Raw genomic sequence first — 20,225 nt, 5'->3', positions numbered from 1 at the left:
GTTCCTTACTTGCTCAGTTGGTGTTTAACCAGCCACTGGTGCGCCACATCATCAATACTGGCGAACTCAGCAAGCTGTTCGTTCATGGCGATCAGATCTTCGGTGGTGAGCTGCGCGGAGATTTTGTTCAGCGTGCTTTCAATGGTCGGGTTCAGCGTGCTGGTGGCGACAATTGGCACAATGTTCTGCGCGGCAAACAGGTGTTTCGGATCCTCCAGCGCAACCAGGTGATCTTTTTTGATTTCCGGCGTAGTAGAGTACAGGTCAGCCACCTGAATCTGGTTATTTTTCAGCGCTGTCAGCGTCAGCGGACCAGCGACATCCAGCACTTTGAAGGTTTTGAAATCCAGGCCGTAAACTTCACGCAGGCCGGGAACGCCTTCATGACGGGTTTTCCACTCCGCCGGGCCGCCAAGCACTAACTGCCCAGCGACAGGCTTCAGGTCGTCGATGGTTTTCAGTTTGTATTTGTCGGCGGTTTTCTTCGTTACTGCCAGCACATCGCTGTTCTGCGCCGTGGACGTGTTCAGCATTTTCACTTTTTCCGGCAGCTTAGCGGCCAGCGCTTTCGCCACATCTTCCGAGCTGTGTGCTTCGTTTTTCGCATCCAGATAGCTCAGCAGCGCGCCGCTGTATTCGGGGATCACGGTGATTGAACCGTCCAGCAGAGCCGGGATATAGACTTCACGGCTACCAATGTTGAGTTTTTTCTCGACCGGGATGTTTTGCGCTTCCAGCGCCCCGGCGTAAATGGTCGCCAGCAACTGGTTTTCCGGAAAATCCGCCGAACCAATAATCACTTTCTGCCCGGCATCCGCAGCCCAGACAGAAGAAGCGACAGACAGCAGCGCGGCACTGAACAACGGTAAATAGCGTTTCTTAATCATCTTATTAACCTTCTGTAATTAAAGGACTCAACATCACTGGTTTTTGGTTTTCCGGGTGATGCCCGGTGAAACCACGACTTTCCCTGAAAGCGAAAAAAAGAGATCAATGATCAATGCCAGCAGCGCGACGAGGATGGCCCCGGCGGTCATCTGCGCAAAGTCGTTGGCGGCACGCCCGTCGATAATCAATCGCCCCAGGCCGCCGAGTGAAACATATGCCGCGATGGTCGCAGTAGAGACAATTTGCAGTGCGGCACTGCGGATCCCGGAGAGGATCAGCGGCATGGCACAGGGCAGTTCGACCTGCAACAGCACCTGAAGCGGCGTTAGACCAATCCCTTTTGCCGCGTCATGCACGCTGGGATCGACAGAACGGATACCCGCATGTACGCCCAGCGCCACGGGCGGCAGCGCCAGTACCACCAGCACGATGATGCAGGGCAAAACAAAGGCCAGATCCGATTCAAAATAGCCCGCCAGCAGGATCACCAGCAAAATAATTAGACCAAAAGAGGGCAACGAACGCAGGGCGTTGGTGGTACCAATCAGCAGCGCCTCCCCTTTCCCGGTATGACCGGTGTAGCAGCCGACCGGAAAAGCAATGGCGACGGCAATCGCCAGCGCCACCGCGCTGTAACCGATATGCTGCAACAGCAACGGCACAATGCCGTCATCGCCGTACCAGTGGCTGAGATCGAAAAACCATTCACTCATCAATTATCCCCTTTGCGGTTGCCAGCGACTTAAAGAACGGGTAATGGTCACCACCAGGCAATCCAGAATGAAGGCCAGCGCAATGCACAGCACAATCCCGGCGATAATCGGGGTAAGGAATTGAAGCTGAAACCCCTGGGTAAACAGCGAACCTAGCTGCGGCGCGCCAATCAGCGCGGCAACCGACACAATGCTGACATTAGAAACCACGGCCACGCGCAGCCCGGAACCAATCACCGGCACAGCGAGCGGCAGGTCGATCTGCAAAAATTGCTGAAGCGGTTTGTACCCCAACGCGAAAGCAGACTGGCGGGTATCTTCGGCAACGGAATCCAGCCCGTCGCACACGGTTCTTACCAGCAGCGCAAAGCTGTAAATGGTCAGCGCCACGACCACGTTGATCGGGTCGAGAATTTGCGTATTCAGCAGCGGTGGCAACAGTACGAACAGCGCCAGCGAAGGAATGGTGTACAGCAAGCCGAACAGGTTCAGGATGATACCTTTCACTTTCGGCAGGTTGTTCACTGCCCAGCCAACCGGGATTGCCAACAGCAGGCCGATCAGGATCGGCGTAATCGACAAATAGCAGTGCCAGAGCAGCAGGCTGAGGATCCTGTCGCTTTGCCCCCACAGCCAGTCAACTCTCATAGCGCCTCCTGCGTTAGCGATTTGCAGGCATCCAGTACATTTTCCAGCGCCAGCGATCCCTGCGGGACAAGTTGTTCATCCACCACCACGGCGCGGTGACAGGGAGAACTGAGTGCCGAATCCAGCAACTGACGCAGCGTGCCGCCCTGTGGAGAAAACGTCGCGCCGAGGTTCACGTTTTCCGGCGCTATCACCGTTACCTGCTGATGCGTGTCAAACCAGCCGCAAGCTTTGCCCTGTTGCGTCACCAGCAGCCAACGTTGTGCGCTGATATTTCGTGCCTGCGCAAGTGTCGCGCCTATTTCGATAGCCGGTTCCGCCTGCAATGCCGTCAGCGGCGCGGAGGTATGGAAACTGAGTTTGCGATAACCGCGGTCGCGGCCAATGAAATCGGCAACGAATTCGCTCTGTGGCGCATTCAGTAATTCGCCCGGCGTCGCCAGTTGCGCCAGCTTACCGCCAGGTTTCAGCACCGCAACACAATCACCAAGTTTCATCGCTTCATCAATATCGTGCGTGACCATAATGATGGTCTTGCTGACCTCTTTCTGAATGCGCAGAAACTCTTCCTGCAACTGTTCACGCACAACGGGATCAACGGCGCTGAAGGGTTCGTCCATCAGCATAAATTCCGGGTCGGCAGCCAGCGCACGCGCCACGCCGACGCGCTGCTGTTGTCCGCCGGAGAGCTGCCACGGGTAGCGTTTTGCCAGTTGCGGTGCCAGACCAACCACTTCCAGTAATTCCGCCGCTCTGACCCTGGCTTTGCTTTTCGCCGCGCCATTAAGGATGGCGGTAGTGGCAATGTTATCGATGATGGTTTTATGCGGGAACAACCCGGCATTCTGGATCACGTAACCAATACGGCGACGCAGCTGTACGACATCCATCTGCGCGGTGGATTCGCCATTGAGCAAAATCGTACCGGAAGAGGGTTCCACCAGCCGGTTGATCATGCGTAATGAGGTCGTTTTTCCGCAACCTGACGGCCCCACCAGCACAGTAATTTTGCCTCCTGGCGCGACAAGGCTCAGGCCATCGACCACGACGGTACCGTCGTGGTAATGCTTGGTCACATTGTTGAAAGTAATCATCGTTACGCCTTATGGTCATCATTTGCCGCCCCTTTGTGACAGCAATGCAAAATACTTTATGTATATCCTTGTATGTACAACCTGCAAACCATGTGCCATAACGTAATCGCAACATTTATCACTAAAATAAAAACGCTTAAAAAACAATAAAATAATTACATGAAGTTAATGAAATCAGTATAAACCTGCCGATTTCCCCGGCCTTACCGCTCCACCTGCTCACTTAAAAAAAGCGCACAAACGCACTAAAAACGATCGTTTTTCTGTCGTTAAGCACAATAATGGTGCACAAAAGCGCGCTAAAATCCTTTATCTCAGCACCATGGAAACAATGATTAATAACAACATCATGTTTTATATGAAAAATAAATAAATCGATTAAAGTGGCACCATATGTGCTTATCATGTATATACAAGACGTATACAACAGCATCGCAACGTCAGTAAGCATTTATTCGGCTATCAAACAAAGAAGGTAAACCGCATGAGTAGTGAATTATCCCGTTATCGTGATGTTGAGATCAGAGCGCCGCGCGGCACAACATTGAATGCGAAAAGCTGGCTGACCGAAGCGCCGCTGCGCATGCTGATGAATAATCTTGATCCCGAAGTCGCGGAAAACCCGAAAGAGCTGGTGGTTTACGGTGGGATTGGACGGGCTGCACGTAACTGGGAGTGCTTTGACAAAATGGTTGAAGCGCTGAAGGAGCTTAATGATGACGAAACGCTGCTGGTGCAGTCCGGCAAGCCGGTCGGCGTGTTTAAAACCCACAGCAATGCACCACGCGTACTGATCGCTAACTCCAACCTGGTTCCCCACTGGGCCAACTGGGAGCACTTCAACGAGCTGGACGCCAAAGGGCTGGCGATGTACGGCCAGATGACTGCAGGCTCCTGGATCTATATCGGCAGCCAGGGGATCGTTCAGGGTACATATGAAACCTTCGTCGAAGCGGGCCGCCAGCACTATGACGGTTCGCTGGTTGGCCGCTGGGTACTGACCGCTGGTCTGGGCGGCATGGGCGGCGCGCAGCCGCTGGCCGCCACGCTGGCGGGCGCCTGCTCGCTGAACATTGAGTGTCAGCAATCTCGTATTGATTTCCGCCTGCGTACCGGGTATGTGGATGAGCAGGCAACGGATCTGGACGATGCGCTGGCGCGTATCGAACGCTACACCCGCGAAGGCAAAGCCATCTCTGTTGCGCTGCACGGCAATGCGGCAGAAGTCTTACCGGAACTGGTTAAACGTGGTGTGCGTCCGGATATCGTGACCGATCAGACCAGCGCCCACGATCCGCTGAATGGCTATCTGCCGATTGGCTGGCAGTGGGAAGACTATCGCGAACGCGCGAAGAGTGAACCCGCAGTAGTGAGTCAGGCGGCGAAAGCCTCAATGGCGGAGCACGTTAAAGCGATGCTCGCCTTCCAGCAGCAGGGCATTCCGACCTTCGATTACGGCAACAACATTCGCCAGATGGCGAAAGAGATGGGCGTCAGCAACGCCTTCGATTTTCCGGGTTTTGTGCCCGCCTATATTCGCCCGCTCTTCTGCCGCGGTATCGGGCCATTCCGCTGGGCCGCGCTCTCCGGCGATCCAGAGGATATCTATCGCACCGATGAAAAGGTAAAAGAGCTGATCGCGGATGATGCGCATCTGCACCGCTGGCTGGATATGGCGAAAGAGCGCATCAGTTTCCAGGGCTTACCTGCGCGTATTTGCTGGGTTGGTCTGGGGCAGCGCGCTCGCCTGGGGCTGGCGTTTAACGAAATGGTGCGTAGCGGCGAAGTCTCCGCACCGATTGTCATTGGCCGCGATCACCTGGACTCCGGCTCCGTTGCCAGCCCGAACCGCGAAACCGAAGCGATGAAAGATGGATCCGATGCCGTTTCCGACTGGCCTTTGCTCAATGCGTTGCTTAATACCGCCAGCGGCGCAACCTGGGTTTCCCTGCACCACGGTGGCGGCGTCGGCATGGGCTTCTCACAGCATTCAGGGATGGTTATCGTCTGCGATGGTACGGATGAAGCGGCAGAACGTATTGCCCGTGTACTGCATAACGATCCGGCGACGGGCGTGATGCGCCATGCCGATGCAGGCTATGATTCAGCTGTCGCCTGTGCCAAAGAGCACGGCCTTAACTTGCCGATGATTTCAAAGTAAAACCGGCGGCGCGGTGATGGCCGCGCCGAACCATGACGGGAGAACGCGGATGCGCATTTTATGGCGTCACTGCCAGATTGCCACGATGGAAGCGGGCAAATACAACCTGATCCCTCGCGGCGCACTGATCACCGACGGGCCGCAGATTTCATGGTTGGGCGAAGAGGGAACGCAGCCGGACAATGTAGTCGATCGTGAAGTGGATTTGCAGGGACGGCTGGTTACGCCAGGGTTGATCGATTGCCATAGCCATAGCGTGTTTGGCGGCGATCGCAGTCAGGAGTTTGAGATGCGACTCAACGGCGCGAGCTACGCGGAAATCGCCGCAGCAGGCGGCGGCATTATCAGTACCGTCAATGCCACCCGCAAGGCCAGCCAGCAACAACTGCTGGAAAGCGCCCGCAAGCGCATTGACGCGCTGCGCAAAGACGGCGTTACAGCGCTTGAGATCAAATCCGGTTACGGCCTCAGCTTTGCTGATGAAAGCAAAATGTTGCAGGTGATTCGCGCGCTTGGCGCAGAAATGCCGCTCACTATCTTCAGTACCTGTCTCGCAGCGCATGCTTTGCCAGGCGAGTATCAGGGGCGCGCTGACGACTACATCGACGAGATTTGCCAGCACTGGCTGCCCGCCTGGCACGCACAAGGACTGGTCGATGCAGTCGATGCTTTTTGTGAACATCTGGCCTTTTCGCCGCAGCAAGTGGAGCGGGTTTTTCACAAAGCGCAGCAGCTTGGCTTACCGGTAAAACTGCATGCCGAACAGCTATCTCTGCTGCACGGCGCAGGGCTGGCCGCCCGCTACAATGCGCTTTCCGCCGATCATCTCGAGTATTTGTGTGAAGAAGATATCGTGCTGATGGCGCAGCACGGCACCACGGCCGTGCTGCTGCCGGGCGCTTTTTACTTTTTACGCGAGAGCCAGCAGCCACCGGTGGCGCTGCTGCGTCAGCACCAGGTGCCGATGGCCATTTCCAGCGATCTGAACCCCGGTACCTCGCCCGTATTATCTCTGCGCCTGATGATGAATATGGCCTGCACGTTGTTCCGTCTGACGCCTGAAGAAGCGCTGGCGGGAGTGACCTGTCATGCCGCCCGCGCATTAGGTATCAGCGAACGCTGCGGTACGCTACAGGCGGGTAAAGAGGCCAGCTTTGTCGCGTGGGATGTGGCGCATCCGGCAGAACTCAGCTACTGGCTGGGAGGAACACTGTCAAAACAGGTGATTTATCAGGGGGAGGAAGTTTGGCATGACTAACGGATTCGAATTACATCAGGGCCGGCTACCGCTACTGGTCAGCATGCCCCATCCCGGTACGCAGCTTACACCGGAAATAGCCAGCAGCCTCACCACACGGGCGCTGCGACTGGAGGACACGGACTGGCATATTCCGCTGCTGTATCAGCCGATTCGCGAGCTTGGCGCCAGCGTGCTGAGCGCTAATTATTCCCGCTATGTGGTGGATTTAAACCGCCCGGCAGATGACAAACCGTTATACAGCACGGCGACCACCGGCCTGTTTCCGGACACATTTTTTGACGGCGAACCGCTGTTCGAAGCGGGCAAAGCGCCGGATGACGCCACGAAAAACGCTATTTTGCATAATGTATGGCAGCCTTATCACCAGGCACTGGCGCAGGAACTGGCGCGGTTGCGCGACACTTTCGGCTACGCGCTACTGTGGGATGCGCACTCCATCAAATCGGTGGTTCCGCGTTTGTTTGACGGCAAACTCCCGGATTTGAACTTCGGCACTGCCGATGGCGCAAGCTGTGCGCCAGGACTCAGCGCCGCATTGCTGGACTGCTGCGAGGCATTTCCGCACTACACGAAAGTGCTCAACGGCCGCTTCAAAGGCGGATATATCACCCGCCATTACGGCGCACCGCAACAGAACATCCATGCGATACAACTGGAAGTGGCGCAATGCTGCTACATGGATGAAACGAGTTTTGCTTTCTCCGAAGAGAAGAGTAAAGATTTCCGCCAGCTACTGAATACACTGATCAATACCGCGCTCAACTGGAGTAAGCGACAACTGCCCCGTTAACACAAAAAGGGATGCGCAAGCATCCCTTAAATATATGTGCATAAAAAAGAAAACCGAGATAGCCATTTAGGTAGAAGCATTCAATAAAGGCTCCAGTGAACTTTTCGTGTAGTGCTACAGAGATGAGAAACGGATGGTTCCCCGAGCGAGCTTTTTTACGTTCGAATGACGGTATTCGTTACCGTGTATTTGAGCCTATATTTCCAGACACCGTTTATCACTTAACCCATTACTGGCACGACGCCTGCCCCTGACACCAAAAGCACGATGCGGCCTTATTAGGCCGCCGTAATTTTCATAACAGGAAAATTTATTAAATTTCAAATATTTAACTCGTCACGCTCGAACTCTACAGGGGAGACCAGCAATACCGCTATCTTCTTCAGCAAGACACTATTCCCGGCAGCAATGTCGTCAAATGACGCGCCTCCAGCAGCGCAATCGCACGTTCAATATCCGGGGCGAAATAACGGTCTTTCTCATAATGCGTAACCTGCTCGCGCAGCAGATGGCGTGCCTGTTCCAGTAGCGGGCTACTGGTTAAACCTTCGCGCATATCCAGCCCCTGACAGGCGGCCAGCCATTCAACGGCAATGATGCCACGCGTGTTCGCCGCCATTTCCCACAGACGACGCCCGGCAGCCGGGGCCATCGAGACGTGATCTTCCTGGTTTGCCGAGGTAGGCAAACTGTCCACGCTGTGCGGATGCGATAACGCTTTGTTTTCGCTCGCCAACGCCGCTGCGGTGACCTGGGCAATCATAAAGCCGGAATTGACACCGCCGTTTTTCACGAGGAACGGCGGCAGTTGCGACATATGGCTGTCCATCAGCAGGGCAATGCGGCGCTCCGCAAGCGAACCTATTTCCGCAATCGCCAGTGCAATGTTGTCTGCCGCCATCGCCACTGGCTCTGCGTGGAAATTCCCCCCGGAGATCACTTCATTTTCGGCGGCAAAAACCAGCGGATTATCGGAAACCGCATTCGCTTCGGTTAACAGCACTTCTGCAGCAAAACGCAGCTGCGTCAGGCATGCGCCCATCACCTGCGGCTGGCAGCGCAGGGAGTAAGGATCCTGCACTTTATTGCAGTTGTGGTGAGACTGAGAGATTGCGCTGTCATCGGTTAACACATGGCGATATAACGCTGCTGCGTCCATCTGCCCGCGCTGACCGCGGACATCATGAATACGTGCATCGAAGGGACGACGCGAACCGAGTGCCGCTTCAGTGGTTAGCGCACCGCAAACCACAGCGGATGCGAACAGATCTTCGGCTTCAAAAAGGCCACGCAAAGCAAACGCGGTCGACGTTTGCGTGCCGTTCAGCAGCGCCAGCCCCTCTTTCGCCGCCAGCGTAATCGGCTCAAGGCCCGCGTTTCTCAGCGCTTCACTCGCCGGTAACCATTCGCCCTGCCAGCGCGCTTTCCCTTCGCCCAGCAGCGTCAGTGACATATGCGCCAAGGGCGCCAGATCACCCGAAGCGCCTACCGAACCTTTCGCCGGGATCCACGGATAAACCCCCGCGTTGACCATTGCCACCAGCATCTGGATCACCTGTAAGCGAATGCCGGAAAAACCGCGCGCCAGGCTGTTGATCTTGAGTACCATAATTAAGCGAACCAGCGCGTCATCCAGCGGTTCGCCAACACCTGCGGCGTGAGACAGCACCAGCGAGCGTTGCAAATTCTCCAGATCTTCCGTCGCGATACGCGTTTGTGCCAGCAAACCGAAGCCCGTGTTGATGCCATAGGCGGTGCGGCCTTCCGCCATAATCGTGTTGACGCAGGCAACGCTCTCATTAATAGCCGCAAACGCGCCATCATCCAGTGAAAGATGAAGAGGCTGGCTGTAGATTTCGCGCAGCTGCGCGAGGGTGAGTTGGCCCGGAATAAGGGTGAAATTTTTCATGCTTTGCCCTGCCCCTGCGTTGCAGCAACCATAGGAAGATTGAGTCCCTGCTCTGCGGCGCACTCAATCGCAATCTCATACCCGGCGACAGCATGACGCAGCACGCCGGTTGCCGGATCGTTATGCAGCGCGCGCGCAATGCGCGCCGCCGCTTCATCGCTGCCATCACAGTCAATCACCATGCTCGCATACTGGGAAAAGCCCATCCCCACGCCACCGCCGTGGTGCGCCGAGACCCAGGTCGCGCCGCTTACGGCATTTAGCAGTGACCAGCCAGATATAGCGTCAGTACCGTAGCGCATCGCTTCGGTTTCATGGTTCGGGCTTGCCAGCGAGCCAGAATCAAGATGGTCGCGCCCAATAATTCCGCCATACACCAGCGCGTTCGGGTTTCCGGCAACATCGGGATCAAGGTTATTCATCGGCATGCGCAGCGGCGCTTCGGCGAGCCAGTTTTTCGCATTCAGACCTTTGGGGGCCTGCTGGCGGTTGAGACTGTGCGGCATCGGTGCTCTCTCCTGAGGATATCGCCTGGACGTGTAAACACATATACTTGCCTATACAATTGCGCGCAAGGCGAGGTTTAACAAAAAAGATACAATTTTATTATAGTGCGCCAGCAATCACGCTTTTGCTGACGCAAAAGATCAAAAGCGAAATGGCGCTGTAAACGGTAACGGTCACCAGGGAAAAGCAGGCTGACGTTGGAGACAATATGCGGGGTTGACCATGTACGGCGGCGTATAAGCAGGCAGGGATCGTGCTCTTTGATGTGCAACAGGCGGCACTCACGGCTTCGATGATATGCCAGGGCGGTCAACATTTTGTCTGCCCAGGTTGTATAGACATCTATTTGCATAATCTATGAATTGTCAACCCGACGAGGCTTCAGCAGCGGGGACACATACTCAACCGCATTGAAATTTTATTTACCTCTTCCTTATCGAACAAAAATAGGTCATTCATCTCCAGTGATGCCTGTTTATCTATTTTTTAAAAATTTAAGACCAACCTAATGGCAATTAAAATTTTTAAAAATAAGAAGTATTAAGTGTCAAATAAACAAGAGTAAGATAAAACGAAAATAAATAAGGAGGGCATATGTTTTCATGGAATAACATCAAAAAGACGTTTAAAGAAAAAGTCATCGAAAATGACGAACTCATGGGAAAAATAGCAGGCATAGCGGAAGTTGCGGGCAAAACCATTGTTGCTACAGCCACAAATGCCTTTAAATTTATTATCGAGAAATCCGCCATTACCAGCGCGGAGATGTTTCTTAAAGTCAAAAAGAATCTTGAAAATGAAATAGCGCATCACCCAACCGATGTCTGGCGCAATAAAATAGCTAATGATATCGCGATGCTGCAGGATGCAATCCGCAAAATCCGCAGTGAAATCAATAGTACGGACGATCAGCAACGTCGTAGAAGCTTACAAAATGAGCTGCCATCAAAAGAGCGAGCGCTAAGAGAAAAAGAGCAGATCCGCGCACAAGGAAGCGACCAAAACTATGTCGCACAATGCAAATCTCGCCTCTCTTCACATCTTGGCAAAAAAGAAAACATGCTAACCATGCTGGGAAAAGATCTTCAAAAAAATGAAGAGCAAATAATGAAAGTGGAAGAAGAGATAGCAACAGCCAGCGGGGAAGATAAAGAAAAACTGGAAAACGATCTTTCAGATATTAAATCCCATATTTCGCGCGTCAAATCCCTGCAGGCTGAAATTGCACGAATTTAAACTGACACACCGACAGATTACGTAACAGCAAACCTTAGCGATGTTGAGAGGTAAGAACAAATGGCACCAACAATTTACCGGGCAAAATGTCTGGACTGCAAACACGAATGGACCAGCCGCTCTGGTTTTGGTACTCCGGATTACTGCCCGAAATGCCGCAGCCGCCGGATCACCTCAAGCCCAATCGGCTAAACGCAAGAGTTTGCAGTAACGGTTTTAAAGGCAAAGCGCAGGCCTGGCTTGCGCTTTTTTGATAATCGCATCGTACCTCGCAAGTTTTCCTCAACCTCCTCTTCCCTTAGCTGGTTTTTTTCGCCGCAGGGTTATGCTTTTCCCGCCTCACTCTCATTTTTTTAGGCATGTCATTGCACAAACAGGCCGACGCATTTTTCCAACCAAATTGCATAAGTTGTGACCCACTTCAAAAAATTAGCCTTATAATTCAAGCGGAAATGAACCGTTTCAGCAGGCCATTTTTTTCGTCGCTCAATAGCTATTTATTTAGCAGTGAAAGTATTGTGTCGCCAAAGCCCGACACATTGTAAGTTACTAAAATTAAATAGAAAAAAGGCTCTTGTAAGGCCTAAAAATTAAGCGTACATTAGCCCCGTTTGGTGAGGAATTCACCCGAAATTCTGAGATGGAGCTGTGGCCGAAAAAGAGATAATTCTCATTTTCGATTTGGCGTAGTTTCACCTCTCTATACTCAGTCCTGAATGGTCATGAATGCATACTTAGGTGTGCGGAGCGATGAACGTGAAATATTTCTTTATGGGCATTTCGGTGATGGTTATTGTGTGGGCCGGCACATTCGCCCTGATGATCTAACCTGAGCATATCGTGCTGTACAAAAAAGGAGCCAAAAGGCTCCTTTTTTGTTTTCCCGACAACACTCAGAATCGTCGGGCAGGCAATACACGTTTATGGTTCCAGATCTTCCGCCGCGCTCTTTTGCGCCGCCGGAAGCAGCCCATCGGCGCGGAACATGGCCTTAATACCGCGTACCGCCTGGCGAATACGATCGCGGTTCTCAATCAGCGCGAAACGCACGTGCGTATCACCATAATCGCCAAAGCCGATACCCGGCGAAACACACACTTTCGCCTCTTTCAGCAGCTTTTTGGCAAACTCCAGCGAGCCCATCGCCGCGTACGGTTCTGGGATTTTCGCCCAGACGTACATCGACGCTTTCGGCATCTCCACCATCCAACCCGCTTCATGCAACCCTTTTACCAGCACATCGCGACGGCGTTTATATTGAGCGGCAATATCGCGCACACACTGCTGATCCCCTTCCAGCGCAGCAATCGCTGCCACCTGTAGCGGCGTAAAGGTGCCGTAATCGTGATAACTTTTGATCCGCGCCAGCGCGTTGACCAGCACCGAATTACCGACCATAAAGCCGATACGCCAGCCCGCCATATTGTAACTTTTCGACAGGGTGAAGAACTCAACGGCGACATCGCGCGCGCCCGGCACTTGCATAATCGACGGTGCTTTCCAGCCGTCAAAGACAATGTCGGCGTAGGCCAGATCGTGAACCACCAGCACATCGTAACGTTTTGCCAGCGCGACCACTTTTTCGAAGAACTCCAGTTCAACGCACTGCGCCGTCGGGTTAGACGGGAAGCCTAAAATCATCATCTTCGGCTTCGGGTAGCTTTCGCGGATCGCACGCTCCAGTTCATTGAAGAAGTCGACACCTTCCACCAGCGGCACAGAACGCACCTGCGCTCCCGCAATCACCGCACCGTAAATATGAATCGGGTAACTCGGGTTCGGCACCAGCACGGTATCACCGTGATCCAGCGTCGCCAGCATCAGATGCGCCAGACCCTCTTTCGAACCAATGGTGACAATCGCTTCGGTTTCCGGATCAATATCCACCTGGTAACGATCCTGATACCAGCGGGAAATCGCCCGGCGCAGACGCGGAATCCCGCGCGACGTGGAGTAACCGTGCGTATCCGGGCGTTGCGCCACGGTACAAAGTTTCTCAACGATATGCGGCGGCGTCGCGCCATCAGGGTTGCCCATGCTGAAATCAATAATGTCTTCGCCGCGGCGTCGCGCAGCCATTTTCAGTTCAGATGTGATATTAAAAACATACGGGGGGAGACGATCGATACGCGTAAAACGGCGTTCAGGACTGAAGTCAGCCATAGATTCCTCGGATTAACGTTAGCGCCCGGACCGTCCGAGCGACGTCGCCACATTTGCGGCGTGTTTAGAACATAGCCCGAAAAAAATCTCGCTGTCGAGAGGTAAGCGCAAAAATAACGCAACGATATAAAAGAGGAAGGAAAATTTAGGAAAGGGAAAGCAAAATTATCCTCTTATAGAAAAATCCATCATATATTTTAACAATAAAATAAAGATAAAATCACCTTAAAAATTCACTCGTTAGCACAGCGTCACGTCTCTTCTTTCAGCGCTTTTCAATCCCCTTTTGGAAAAGTGGTTTTTCCTCATTCAGCGAATGAATACTGCGGCTGGTCATCTGCGTCGGGGTTTTTTATCATAGCGTTTTGACGCTATTCATATGAGTCCCCCGTGCACGAAATATTCGACATGCTGCTGGCAGTTTTTGACCGAGCGGCGCTAATGCTGATCTGCCTGTTTTTCTTGATCCGCATCCGCCTGTTCCGCGAACTGCTGCATAAAACGGCGCACTCGCCAAAAGAGCTGCTGGGCGTGACGGCCATCTTCTCGATGTTTGCCCTGTTCAGCACCTGGTCCGGTGTACCGGTGGAAGGCTCACTGGTTAACGTGCGTATCATTGCGGTGATGTCTGGGGGGATTTTGTTCGGCCCGTGGGTTGGCATTATCACCGGCGTGATTGCCGGGGTGCACCGCTATCTGATTGATATTGGCGGCGTGACGGCGATCCCCTGCTTTATTACCAGCATTATTGCCGGGGTGATGTCCGGGATGATTAACCGCAAGGTTCCCAAAGCGCAGCACTGGCGCGTGGGTATTATCGGCGGCATGATTTGCGAAAGCCTGACCATGACGCTGGTCGTACTGTGGGCGCCGACCACCGCGCTTGGCCTGGATATTGTCTCCAAAATTGGTGTGCCGATGATCCTCGGTAGCGTCTGCATCGGCTTTATTGTGCTGCTGGTGCAAAGCGTAGAAGGGGAAAAAGAGGCGATTGCCGGTCGTCAGGCGAAGCTGGCGCTGGATATTGCCAATAAAACACTGCCATTGTTTCGCAATGTGAATAGTGAGTCCCTGCGTAAAGTATGTGACATCATTCGCCGGGATATCAAAGCCGATGCTGTGGCTATCACCAATACCGACCATGTGCTGGCTTACGTTGGCGTGGGGGAGAATAATTACCGCGACAGCGACGATATTATCAGCCCGACCACTCACCAGGCGATTAACACTGGCGAAATCATCATTAAAAACAATGATGAAGCCCACCGTACGCCCGAAATCCACTCCATGCTGGTGATCCCGCTGCGAGAACAGGGCATTGTGACCGGCACGTTGAAGATCTATTACTGCCACGCACACCAAATTACCTCTTCCTTGCAGGAGATGGCCGTTGGCTTATCGCAGATTATCTCGACACAACTGGAAGTTTCCCGCGCCGAACAGTTGCGGGAAATGGCGAATAAAGCGGAACTGCGCGCCTTGCAAAGCAAGATCAACCCGCATTTCCTGTTTAACGCCCTGAATGCTATCTCATCATCGATTCGCCTGAATCCGGACACCGCCCGACAGCTCATTTACAATCTGTCGCGTTATCTTCGCTATAACATTGAATTAAAAGATGATGAGCAAATCGATATTAAAAAAGAGCTCTATCAAATCAAAGACTATATCGCCATTGAGCAGGCCCGTTTTGGCGATAAGTTAACGGTGATTTATAACATTGACGAAGACGTCAGTTGCGTGATCCCAAGTCTGCTGATCCAGCCATTGGTCGAAAACGCGATTGTGCATGGCATTCAGCCGTGTAAAGGCAAAGGCGTGGTCACTATCAGCGTGGAAGAGTGTGGCAACCGGGTGCGTATCGCCGTGCGCGACACGGGCAACGGTATCGATCTGCAGATGATTGCCCGCGTTGAAGCCGATGAGATGCCCGGCAACAAAATTGGCCTGCTGAATGTGCACCAGCGCGTGAAGTTGCTGTATGGCGAAGGGTTGCATATCCGCCGTTTAACGCCGGGCACGGAGATCGCGTTCTTTGTCCAGCGCCAACCGTCACCTGCCGCATTGTTGCCTTAACAGGAGAGCTCTATGAAAGTCATCATTGTAGAAGATGAGATCCTGGCGCAACAGGAGCTGAGCTGGCTGATTAAAGCGCATAGCCAGATGGAAATTGTCGGCACTTTTGACGATGGCCTCGACGTGCTGAAGTATTTACAGCACAACAAGGTCGACGCCATTTTTCTCGACATCAATATCCCTTCTCTGGATGGCGTATTGCTGGCGCAGAATATCAGCCAGTTCGCCCATAAGCCGTTTATCGTCTTTATTACCGCCTGGAAAGAGCATGCGGTGGAAGCCTTTGAACTGGAAGCGTTCGACTACATCCTGAAACCGTACCAGGAGTCACGCATCATTAGCATGCTGCAAAAACTGGAAACGGCCTGGCAGCAACAATCTGGCCCGGTAGCCACCCCGCAGCCACGGGAAAATGCGACCATTAACCTGGTCAAAGACGAGCGTATTATCGTCACCAGTATTCATGATATTTATTATGCGGAAGCGCATGAGAAGATGACGTTCGTCTATACGAAGCGGGAATCTTATGTGATGCCGATGAACATCACCGAGTTTTGCAGCAAACTGCCGGCGGCGCACTTCTTTCGCTGCCACCGCTCTTACTGCGTCAACCTGGATAAAATCCGCGAGATCGAACCCTGGTTTAACAACACCTATATTCTGCGGCTGCGAGACCTGGAGTTTCAGGTGCCCGTCAGCCGCAGCAAAGTTAAAGAGTTTCGTCAGTTAATGAATCTTTAAAGGATGTGTCCCAGCGTCTGGCGCAGATGAGCGCCAGAGCCCAGCAACCCCGGATTGTCATGCACGATCAGAAATACCGGAATATCCTGGACGTAGGATTTAAAACGTCCTTTATCCTCGAAACCGCCGCGAAAACCGGAAGCGGTAAAGAAATCGAGGAAGCGCGGCACAATACCACCTGCAATGTAAACGCCGCCGAAAGTGCCGAGATTGAGCGCGAGGTTGCCGCCAAAGCGCCCCATAATGACGCAAAACAGTGACAATGCGCGACGGCAGTCAATGCAGCTGTCTTCCAGCGCGCGTTCGGTAATATCTTTCGGTTGCAGATTTTCTGGCAGGCGTCCGTCTGATTTGACGATCGCGCGATACAGGTTAACGAGACCAGGCCCGGAGAGCACGCGTTCAGCGGAAACGTGACCGATTTCCGCGCGTAACTCTTCAAGAATAATCCCCTCTTCTTCGCTGTTTGGTGCGAAATCGACATGGCCGCCTTCGCCCGGCAGGCTCACCCAGCGCTTATCCACATGCACCAGATGCGAAACGCCAAGCCCGGTGCCAGCGCCGTAAACGGCGATCGGTTTACCTTCAACGGGAGCAGAACCGCCAAACTGGATGACGTGTTCGGCTTTGAGCATCGGGATCGCCATCGATACGGCGGTGAAATCATTAATGATTTCCAGATGTGCGAAACCGAGGTTTTTCTTCATTTCGGCAATCGAAAACGCCCAGGTGTGATTGGTCATTGCAACCCAATCACCGGTTATTGGGCAGGCGATGGCGATACAGCCGTCTTCCACTTTGACGTCGTGCTCTTCAAGATACACACGCACCACGGCTTCCAGGCTGGGATAATCGAGGCCGGAGTAGGTTTTGGCACGGGAGATGTCACCGCTATCGACATCACACAGCGCTAAGCGCGCATTCGTGCCACCCACGTCTCCCACTAAAGCATACTTTGTCATTCTTTTACGGCTCCGCTAAAGTCAGAATAAATCTTTGGCACACTGTAAATTCAAGGCGCTGTAACAACAATGACCATATCATGAGTGCCCCAGGATTATCGATCTTCGTCACAGATTACTTAAAGGTTTCAGCTCGGTTGCATCCTGAGTTACCGGGCTTCGTTACAAGGATAAAAAGATGCTCCATCCGCGTGCGAGAACACTGCTCTTACTGTCGCTGCCTGCGCTCATTATCGGTGTTGCGTCGAGTCTGATCTTAGCGCTGGTAATGAAAATCGCCGCCCTGCTGCAAACGGTGTTGTGGAGCGGTGTACCGTGGCAGCTCGGTATCTCGCCTGATTCCCCCTGGTGGATACTGGTCGTTCTGACACTCACTGGCATTGCTGTTGGTTTGGTTATCCGTTTTAGTGCCGGTCACGGTGGGCCGGATCCGGCGACGGTGCCGCTGATTGGCTCGCCGGTTGCTGTCAACGCGCTACCGGGGCTGACGCTGGCGATGATCCTCGGTCTGGCGGGCGGCGTAAGTCTTGGCCCGGAGCAACCGGTGATGGTGCTGAATATCGCCCTTGCCGTCGCACTTGGCGCGCGCATTTTCCCGCGTGTTGCACCGCTGGACTGGACAATTCTTGCCTCCGCCGGCACACTCGGTGCGCTGTTTGGCACACCTGTAGCGGCGGCGCTTATCTTCTCGCAAACCCTGAAAGCCAGCGAAGATGTACCCCTGTGGGATCGCCTGTTCGCGCCGTTGATGGCTGCTGCGTCAGGCGCACTAACTACCAGCCTCTTTTTGCAACCGCATTTCGCACTGCCCATTCCCCATTATCCGCAGATGCACATCGTTGATATTTTTAGCGGCGCAGTCGTGACGCTGTTCGCCATTGCGCTCGGAATGGTGGCGGTTTGGTGTTTACCGCGTCTGCATCAACTAATGCAACGCCTGAACAACCCGGTGCTGGCGTTGGGTATTGGCGGCTTTCTGCTGGGGATTCTGGGCATGATTGGCGGCCACGTTACCTTATTTAAGGGGCTGGATGAGATGCAGCAGCTGGCATTCGCACATACCTATACCGTTACCGATTATCTGCTGTTTGCCCTGGTGAAGCTCGCCGCGCTAGTGATTGCCGCCGCCTGCGGTTTTCGCGGTGGGCGTATATTTCCGGCGGTATTTGTCGGCGTGGCATTAGGTTTAATGTTGCATGAACATGTCGATGCCGTTCCGGCTGCGGTCACCGTATCTTGCGCGGTATTAGGATTGGTGCTGGTGGTGACGCGCGACGGCTGGCTGAGCCTGTTTCTGGCGGCTGTCGTCGTACCGGACACCACCTTGTTGCCGCTGCTGTGTATCGTGATCCTGCCCGCCTGGTTAGTGCTGGCCGGAAAACCAATGATGATTGTCCCCCGGCGCAGTAAGTAACTACTCACTGTTACGCGTTTCCAGCGCATGTGTGACATCACGTAACAGATCCGGTAAATCGGCTTGCGGCAACATCACTTCAATCAGCGCAAGCCGGTGGTGATGCGAGGCGGCTTCCAGTGCCTCCGCCAGTTGCACCGTTTCGCTAACGCGCCAACACTCGGCCTGGCAGTCATGGCTGAGCGCATGCGGAATATGTGTCCAGTTCCAGCGCGCAATATCGTTATAACGCTGATGCGCGCCGTGGATCGCCCGCTCCACTGTGTAGCCATCATTATTGAGTAATAAAATGATTGGTCGCTGCCCGTCACGCAGCATTGACCCCAGCTCCTGAATGGTGAGCTGCGCTGCACCGTCGCCGCTAAGCAGAATCACCCGCCGCTCCGGGCAGGCGGTTTGTGCGCCGAACGCGGCGGGCAAGCAATAGCCAATCGATCCCCACAGCGGCTGCGTCAGCATTTCAACCTCGGCAGGCAGACGCAGAGACGCCGCGCCAAAGGCTGCGGTTCCCTGATCGGCCAGTAAAATATCACCGGGGCGAATAAAAGCCTGAAGCGTTTGCCAGAATGTGTGCTGGCTCAATGTGCCGGAGTGATATGGGGAACGGGCGGAAGGCTCAGGAACAGGATCGAGCACACAGCGTGGGTTATTGCGACAAACCGAAATCAGGGTATTCACCGCGTCCTGCATCGAAATCCCGCTGAACCACTCTTCCCCTACCCGCGCAGAAAAGGGCTGGATATCAATCGTGCGCGCCGCAGGCAGTTGCTGAGTAAAGCCGGCAGTGATGGTGTCCGTAAAACGCACACCGACACAAATTACCGTATCGGCACCCTCGATCGCCTCACGCACTTGGGGCGGGCTGGCGGCACCGCTGTAAGTACCAACAAACCCTGGCTGCGTTTCGTCAAACAAGCCTTTCCCCATCAACAACGTGGCGTGCGGGATGGGCGAATCCTTCATCCAACACTGCAACATTTTCTGTACACCAAAACGGTGAGCGAGAAAATCCGCCAGGAGTGCTACATGCGGGCTTTCGCTGAGCATCGCCTGCACACGATGGCGAAAACTGTCCAGACGCGCTTCATTGGGCTGAAGTGGCGAAGGCGTGATAACGTTTACAGGCGGCGTCGCCGCCATTTTTGCCACGTCTGCGGGTAACATCAGGTAGCCGGGGCGGGATTCACTGAGCATGGTGCGGATCACGCGGTCAATTTCATAGCAGGCGTTTTGCGCGGTTAACACCGCCTGTGCAGCACTGATAGGTTCATACATGCGCCAGAAATGGCTGAAATCACCGTCTCCCAGTGTGTGGTGCAGCAGTTCACCGCGCTGTTGCACACTGCGACAGGGCGCTCCGACAATTTGCAGCACCGGAACATATTCCGCAAAGCTGCCGGCAACACCGTTAATCGCACTTAACTCCCCCACGCCAAAGGTGGTCAGCAACGCGCCCGCTCCCTGGCAACGCCCGTAACCGTCGGCTGCATAAGCGGCATTCAGTTCATTCGCACAGCCCACCCAATGTACCGCTGGGTGCTGGATAACGTTATCGAGAAACTGCAGGTTGTAGTCGCCAGGTACGCCAAAAAGATGATGAATGCCGCAGCCGGCAAGCCTGTCCAGTAGATAGTCGGCAACTGAATAATCGTTTTGCATTGC

Annotated in this window: 17 protein-coding genes and 3 pseudogenes; 9 read left to right on the top strand and 11 right to left on the bottom strand. The window is 53.8% G+C overall.

What is annotated here, in order from left to right:
- Positions 1–5 precede the first annotated feature (5 nt).
- From E0L21_RS03295 to E0L21_RS03280, 4 genes are read right to left on the bottom strand one after another with little or no spacing between them, the layout of a single operon-like run.
- Positions 6–887 carry an ABC transporter substrate-binding protein gene (locus E0L21_RS03295; protein WP_131406747.1) on the bottom strand — a complete coding sequence of 294 codons (882 nt, stop codon included), beginning with the start codon at positions 885–887 and terminating at the stop codon, positions 6–8.
- A 33-nt stretch (positions 888–920) separates the two neighbouring features.
- Positions 921–1,601 carry an ABC transporter permease gene (locus tag E0L21_RS03290; RefSeq protein ID WP_131406745.1) on the bottom strand — a complete coding sequence of 227 codons (681 nt, stop codon included), beginning with the start codon at positions 1,599–1,601 and terminating at the stop codon, positions 921–923.
- Positions 1,602–1,604: 3 nt separating this feature from the next.
- Positions 1,605–2,249 carry an ABC transporter permease gene (locus E0L21_RS03285; protein WP_131406743.1) on the bottom strand — a complete coding sequence of 215 codons (645 nt, stop codon included), beginning with the start codon at positions 2,247–2,249 and terminating at the stop codon, positions 1,605–1,607.
- Complete coding sequence (locus E0L21_RS03280; RefSeq protein WP_131406741.1) at positions 2,246–3,343, bottom strand: ABC transporter ATP-binding protein; 1,098 nt, start codon at positions 3,341–3,343, stop codon at positions 2,246–2,248. Before E0L21_RS03280 ends, E0L21_RS03285 begins: the two co-directional genes overlap by 4 nt.
- A 484-nt stretch (positions 3,344–3,827) precedes the next feature.
- On the opposite strand from E0L21_RS03280, the gene hutU reads away from it, so the two are divergent.
- Genes hutU through hutG form a run of 3 tightly spaced genes read left to right on the top strand, consistent with a single transcriptional unit; the run spans position 3,828 to position 7,555 of the window.
- Complete coding sequence (hutU, locus tag E0L21_RS03275; RefSeq protein ID WP_131406739.1) at positions 3,828–5,504, top strand: urocanate hydratase; 1,677 nt, start codon at positions 3,828–3,830, stop codon at positions 5,502–5,504.
- Positions 5,505–5,553: 49 nt separating this feature from the next.
- Positions 5,554–6,762 (top strand): imidazolonepropionase, encoded by a 1,209-nt coding sequence (gene hutI / locus E0L21_RS03270; protein WP_131406737.1) that lies wholly within the window; start codon positions 5,554–5,556, stop codon positions 6,760–6,762.
- On the top strand, positions 6,755–7,555 hold the full coding sequence (gene hutG / locus E0L21_RS03265; protein WP_131406735.1) for an N-formylglutamate deformylase: 801 nt from the start codon (positions 6,755–6,757) through the stop codon (positions 7,553–7,555). Before hutI ends, hutG begins: the two co-directional genes overlap by 8 nt.
- A 382-nt stretch (positions 7,556–7,937) precedes the next feature.
- On the opposite strand, the gene hutH is transcribed toward hutG, so the two are convergent.
- The 4 genes and pseudogenes from hutH to E0L21_RS25165 all read right to left on the bottom strand — a co-directional run.
- A complete protein-coding gene (gene hutH / locus E0L21_RS03260; protein WP_131406733.1) occupies positions 7,938–9,464 on the bottom strand; it encodes a histidine ammonia-lyase in 1,527 nt (508 codons plus the stop codon).
- Positions 9,461–9,829 (bottom strand): annotated as a pseudogene (locus E0L21_RS03255) (urocanate hydratase); the annotation flags it as partial. The gene hutH and the pseudogene E0L21_RS03255, both read right to left, overlap by 4 nt.
- A 3-nt stretch (positions 9,830–9,832) precedes the next feature.
- Positions 9,833–9,970 (bottom strand): annotated as a pseudogene (locus E0L21_RS25365) (hypothetical protein); the annotation flags it as partial.
- A gap of 149 nt (positions 9,971–10,119) precedes the next feature.
- A pseudogene (locus E0L21_RS25165) lies at positions 10,120–10,260 on the bottom strand (UTRA domain-containing protein); the annotation flags it as partial.
- A gap of 305 nt (positions 10,261–10,565) precedes the next feature.
- On the opposite strand from E0L21_RS25165, the gene E0L21_RS03245 reads away from it, so the two are divergent.
- From E0L21_RS03245 to ypdK, 3 genes are all read left to right on the top strand, one after another.
- The gene (locus tag E0L21_RS03245; RefSeq protein ID WP_131406727.1) at positions 10,566–11,207 is read left to right on the top strand and encodes a hypothetical protein; all 642 of its coding nucleotides are present in this window, start codon (positions 10,566–10,568) and stop codon (positions 11,205–11,207) included.
- Between the two features lie 60 nt (positions 11,208–11,267).
- Entirely contained in the window at positions 11,268–11,399 is a 132-nt protein-coding gene (locus tag E0L21_RS25160; RefSeq protein ID WP_165501869.1) for a hydrogenase maturation nickel metallochaperone HypA, read from the top strand.
- Positions 11,400–11,963: 564 nt separating this feature from the next.
- Positions 11,964–12,035: a membrane protein YpdK gene (ypdK, locus tag E0L21_RS03240; RefSeq protein WP_099458783.1), complete on the top strand. Its 72-nt coding sequence runs from the start codon at positions 11,964–11,966 to the stop codon at positions 12,033–12,035.
- A gap of 93 nt (positions 12,036–12,128) precedes the next feature.
- On the opposite strand, the gene alaC is transcribed toward ypdK, so the two are convergent.
- Positions 12,129–13,370, bottom strand: coding sequence for an alanine transaminase (gene alaC, locus E0L21_RS03235; protein ID WP_131406725.1), 1,242 nt, complete (start codon positions 13,368–13,370; stop codon positions 12,129–12,131).
- Between the two features lie 390 nt (positions 13,371–13,760).
- Between alaC and E0L21_RS03230 the strand changes: the two genes are divergently transcribed.
- Both E0L21_RS03230 and E0L21_RS03225 read left to right on the top strand, forming a co-directional pair.
- Complete coding sequence (locus E0L21_RS03230) at positions 13,761–15,446, top strand: sensor histidine kinase (RefSeq protein WP_131406723.1); 1,686 nt, start codon at positions 13,761–13,763, stop codon at positions 15,444–15,446.
- A 12-nt stretch (positions 15,447–15,458) separates the two neighbouring features.
- On the top strand, positions 15,459–16,187 hold the full coding sequence (locus E0L21_RS03225) for a LytR/AlgR family response regulator transcription factor (protein ID WP_131406721.1): 729 nt from the start codon (positions 15,459–15,461) through the stop codon (positions 16,185–16,187).
- Here the strand turns inward: E0L21_RS03225 and glk are convergent.
- Positions 16,184–17,149: a glucokinase gene (glk, locus tag E0L21_RS03220; RefSeq protein WP_131406719.1), complete on the bottom strand. Its 966-nt coding sequence runs from the start codon at positions 17,147–17,149 to the stop codon at positions 16,184–16,186. The two genes, E0L21_RS03225 and glk, sit on opposite strands and share 4 nt — an antisense overlap.
- Before the next feature lie 178 nt (positions 17,150–17,327).
- Between glk and E0L21_RS03215 the strand changes: the two genes are divergently transcribed.
- The gene (locus E0L21_RS03215; RefSeq protein ID WP_131406717.1) at positions 17,328–18,563 is read left to right on the top strand and encodes an ion channel protein; all 1,236 of its coding nucleotides are present in this window, start codon (positions 17,328–17,330) and stop codon (positions 18,561–18,563) included.
- Here E0L21_RS03215 and E0L21_RS03210 read toward each other — a convergent pair whose 3' ends face one another.
- Positions 18,564–20,222 (bottom strand): alpha-keto acid decarboxylase family protein, encoded by a 1,659-nt coding sequence (locus E0L21_RS03210; RefSeq protein WP_131406715.1) that lies wholly within the window; start codon positions 20,220–20,222, stop codon positions 18,564–18,566.
- Between the last annotated feature and the right edge of the window lie 3 nt (positions 20,223–20,225).

It is taken from the genome of Kosakonia quasisacchari (assembly GCF_004331415.1).
In the GTDB taxonomy this organism is placed as follows: domain Bacteria; phylum Pseudomonadota; class Gammaproteobacteria; order Enterobacterales; family Enterobacteriaceae; genus Kosakonia; species Kosakonia quasisacchari.
This window is presented reverse-complemented; position numbering and strand designations above follow the sequence as displayed.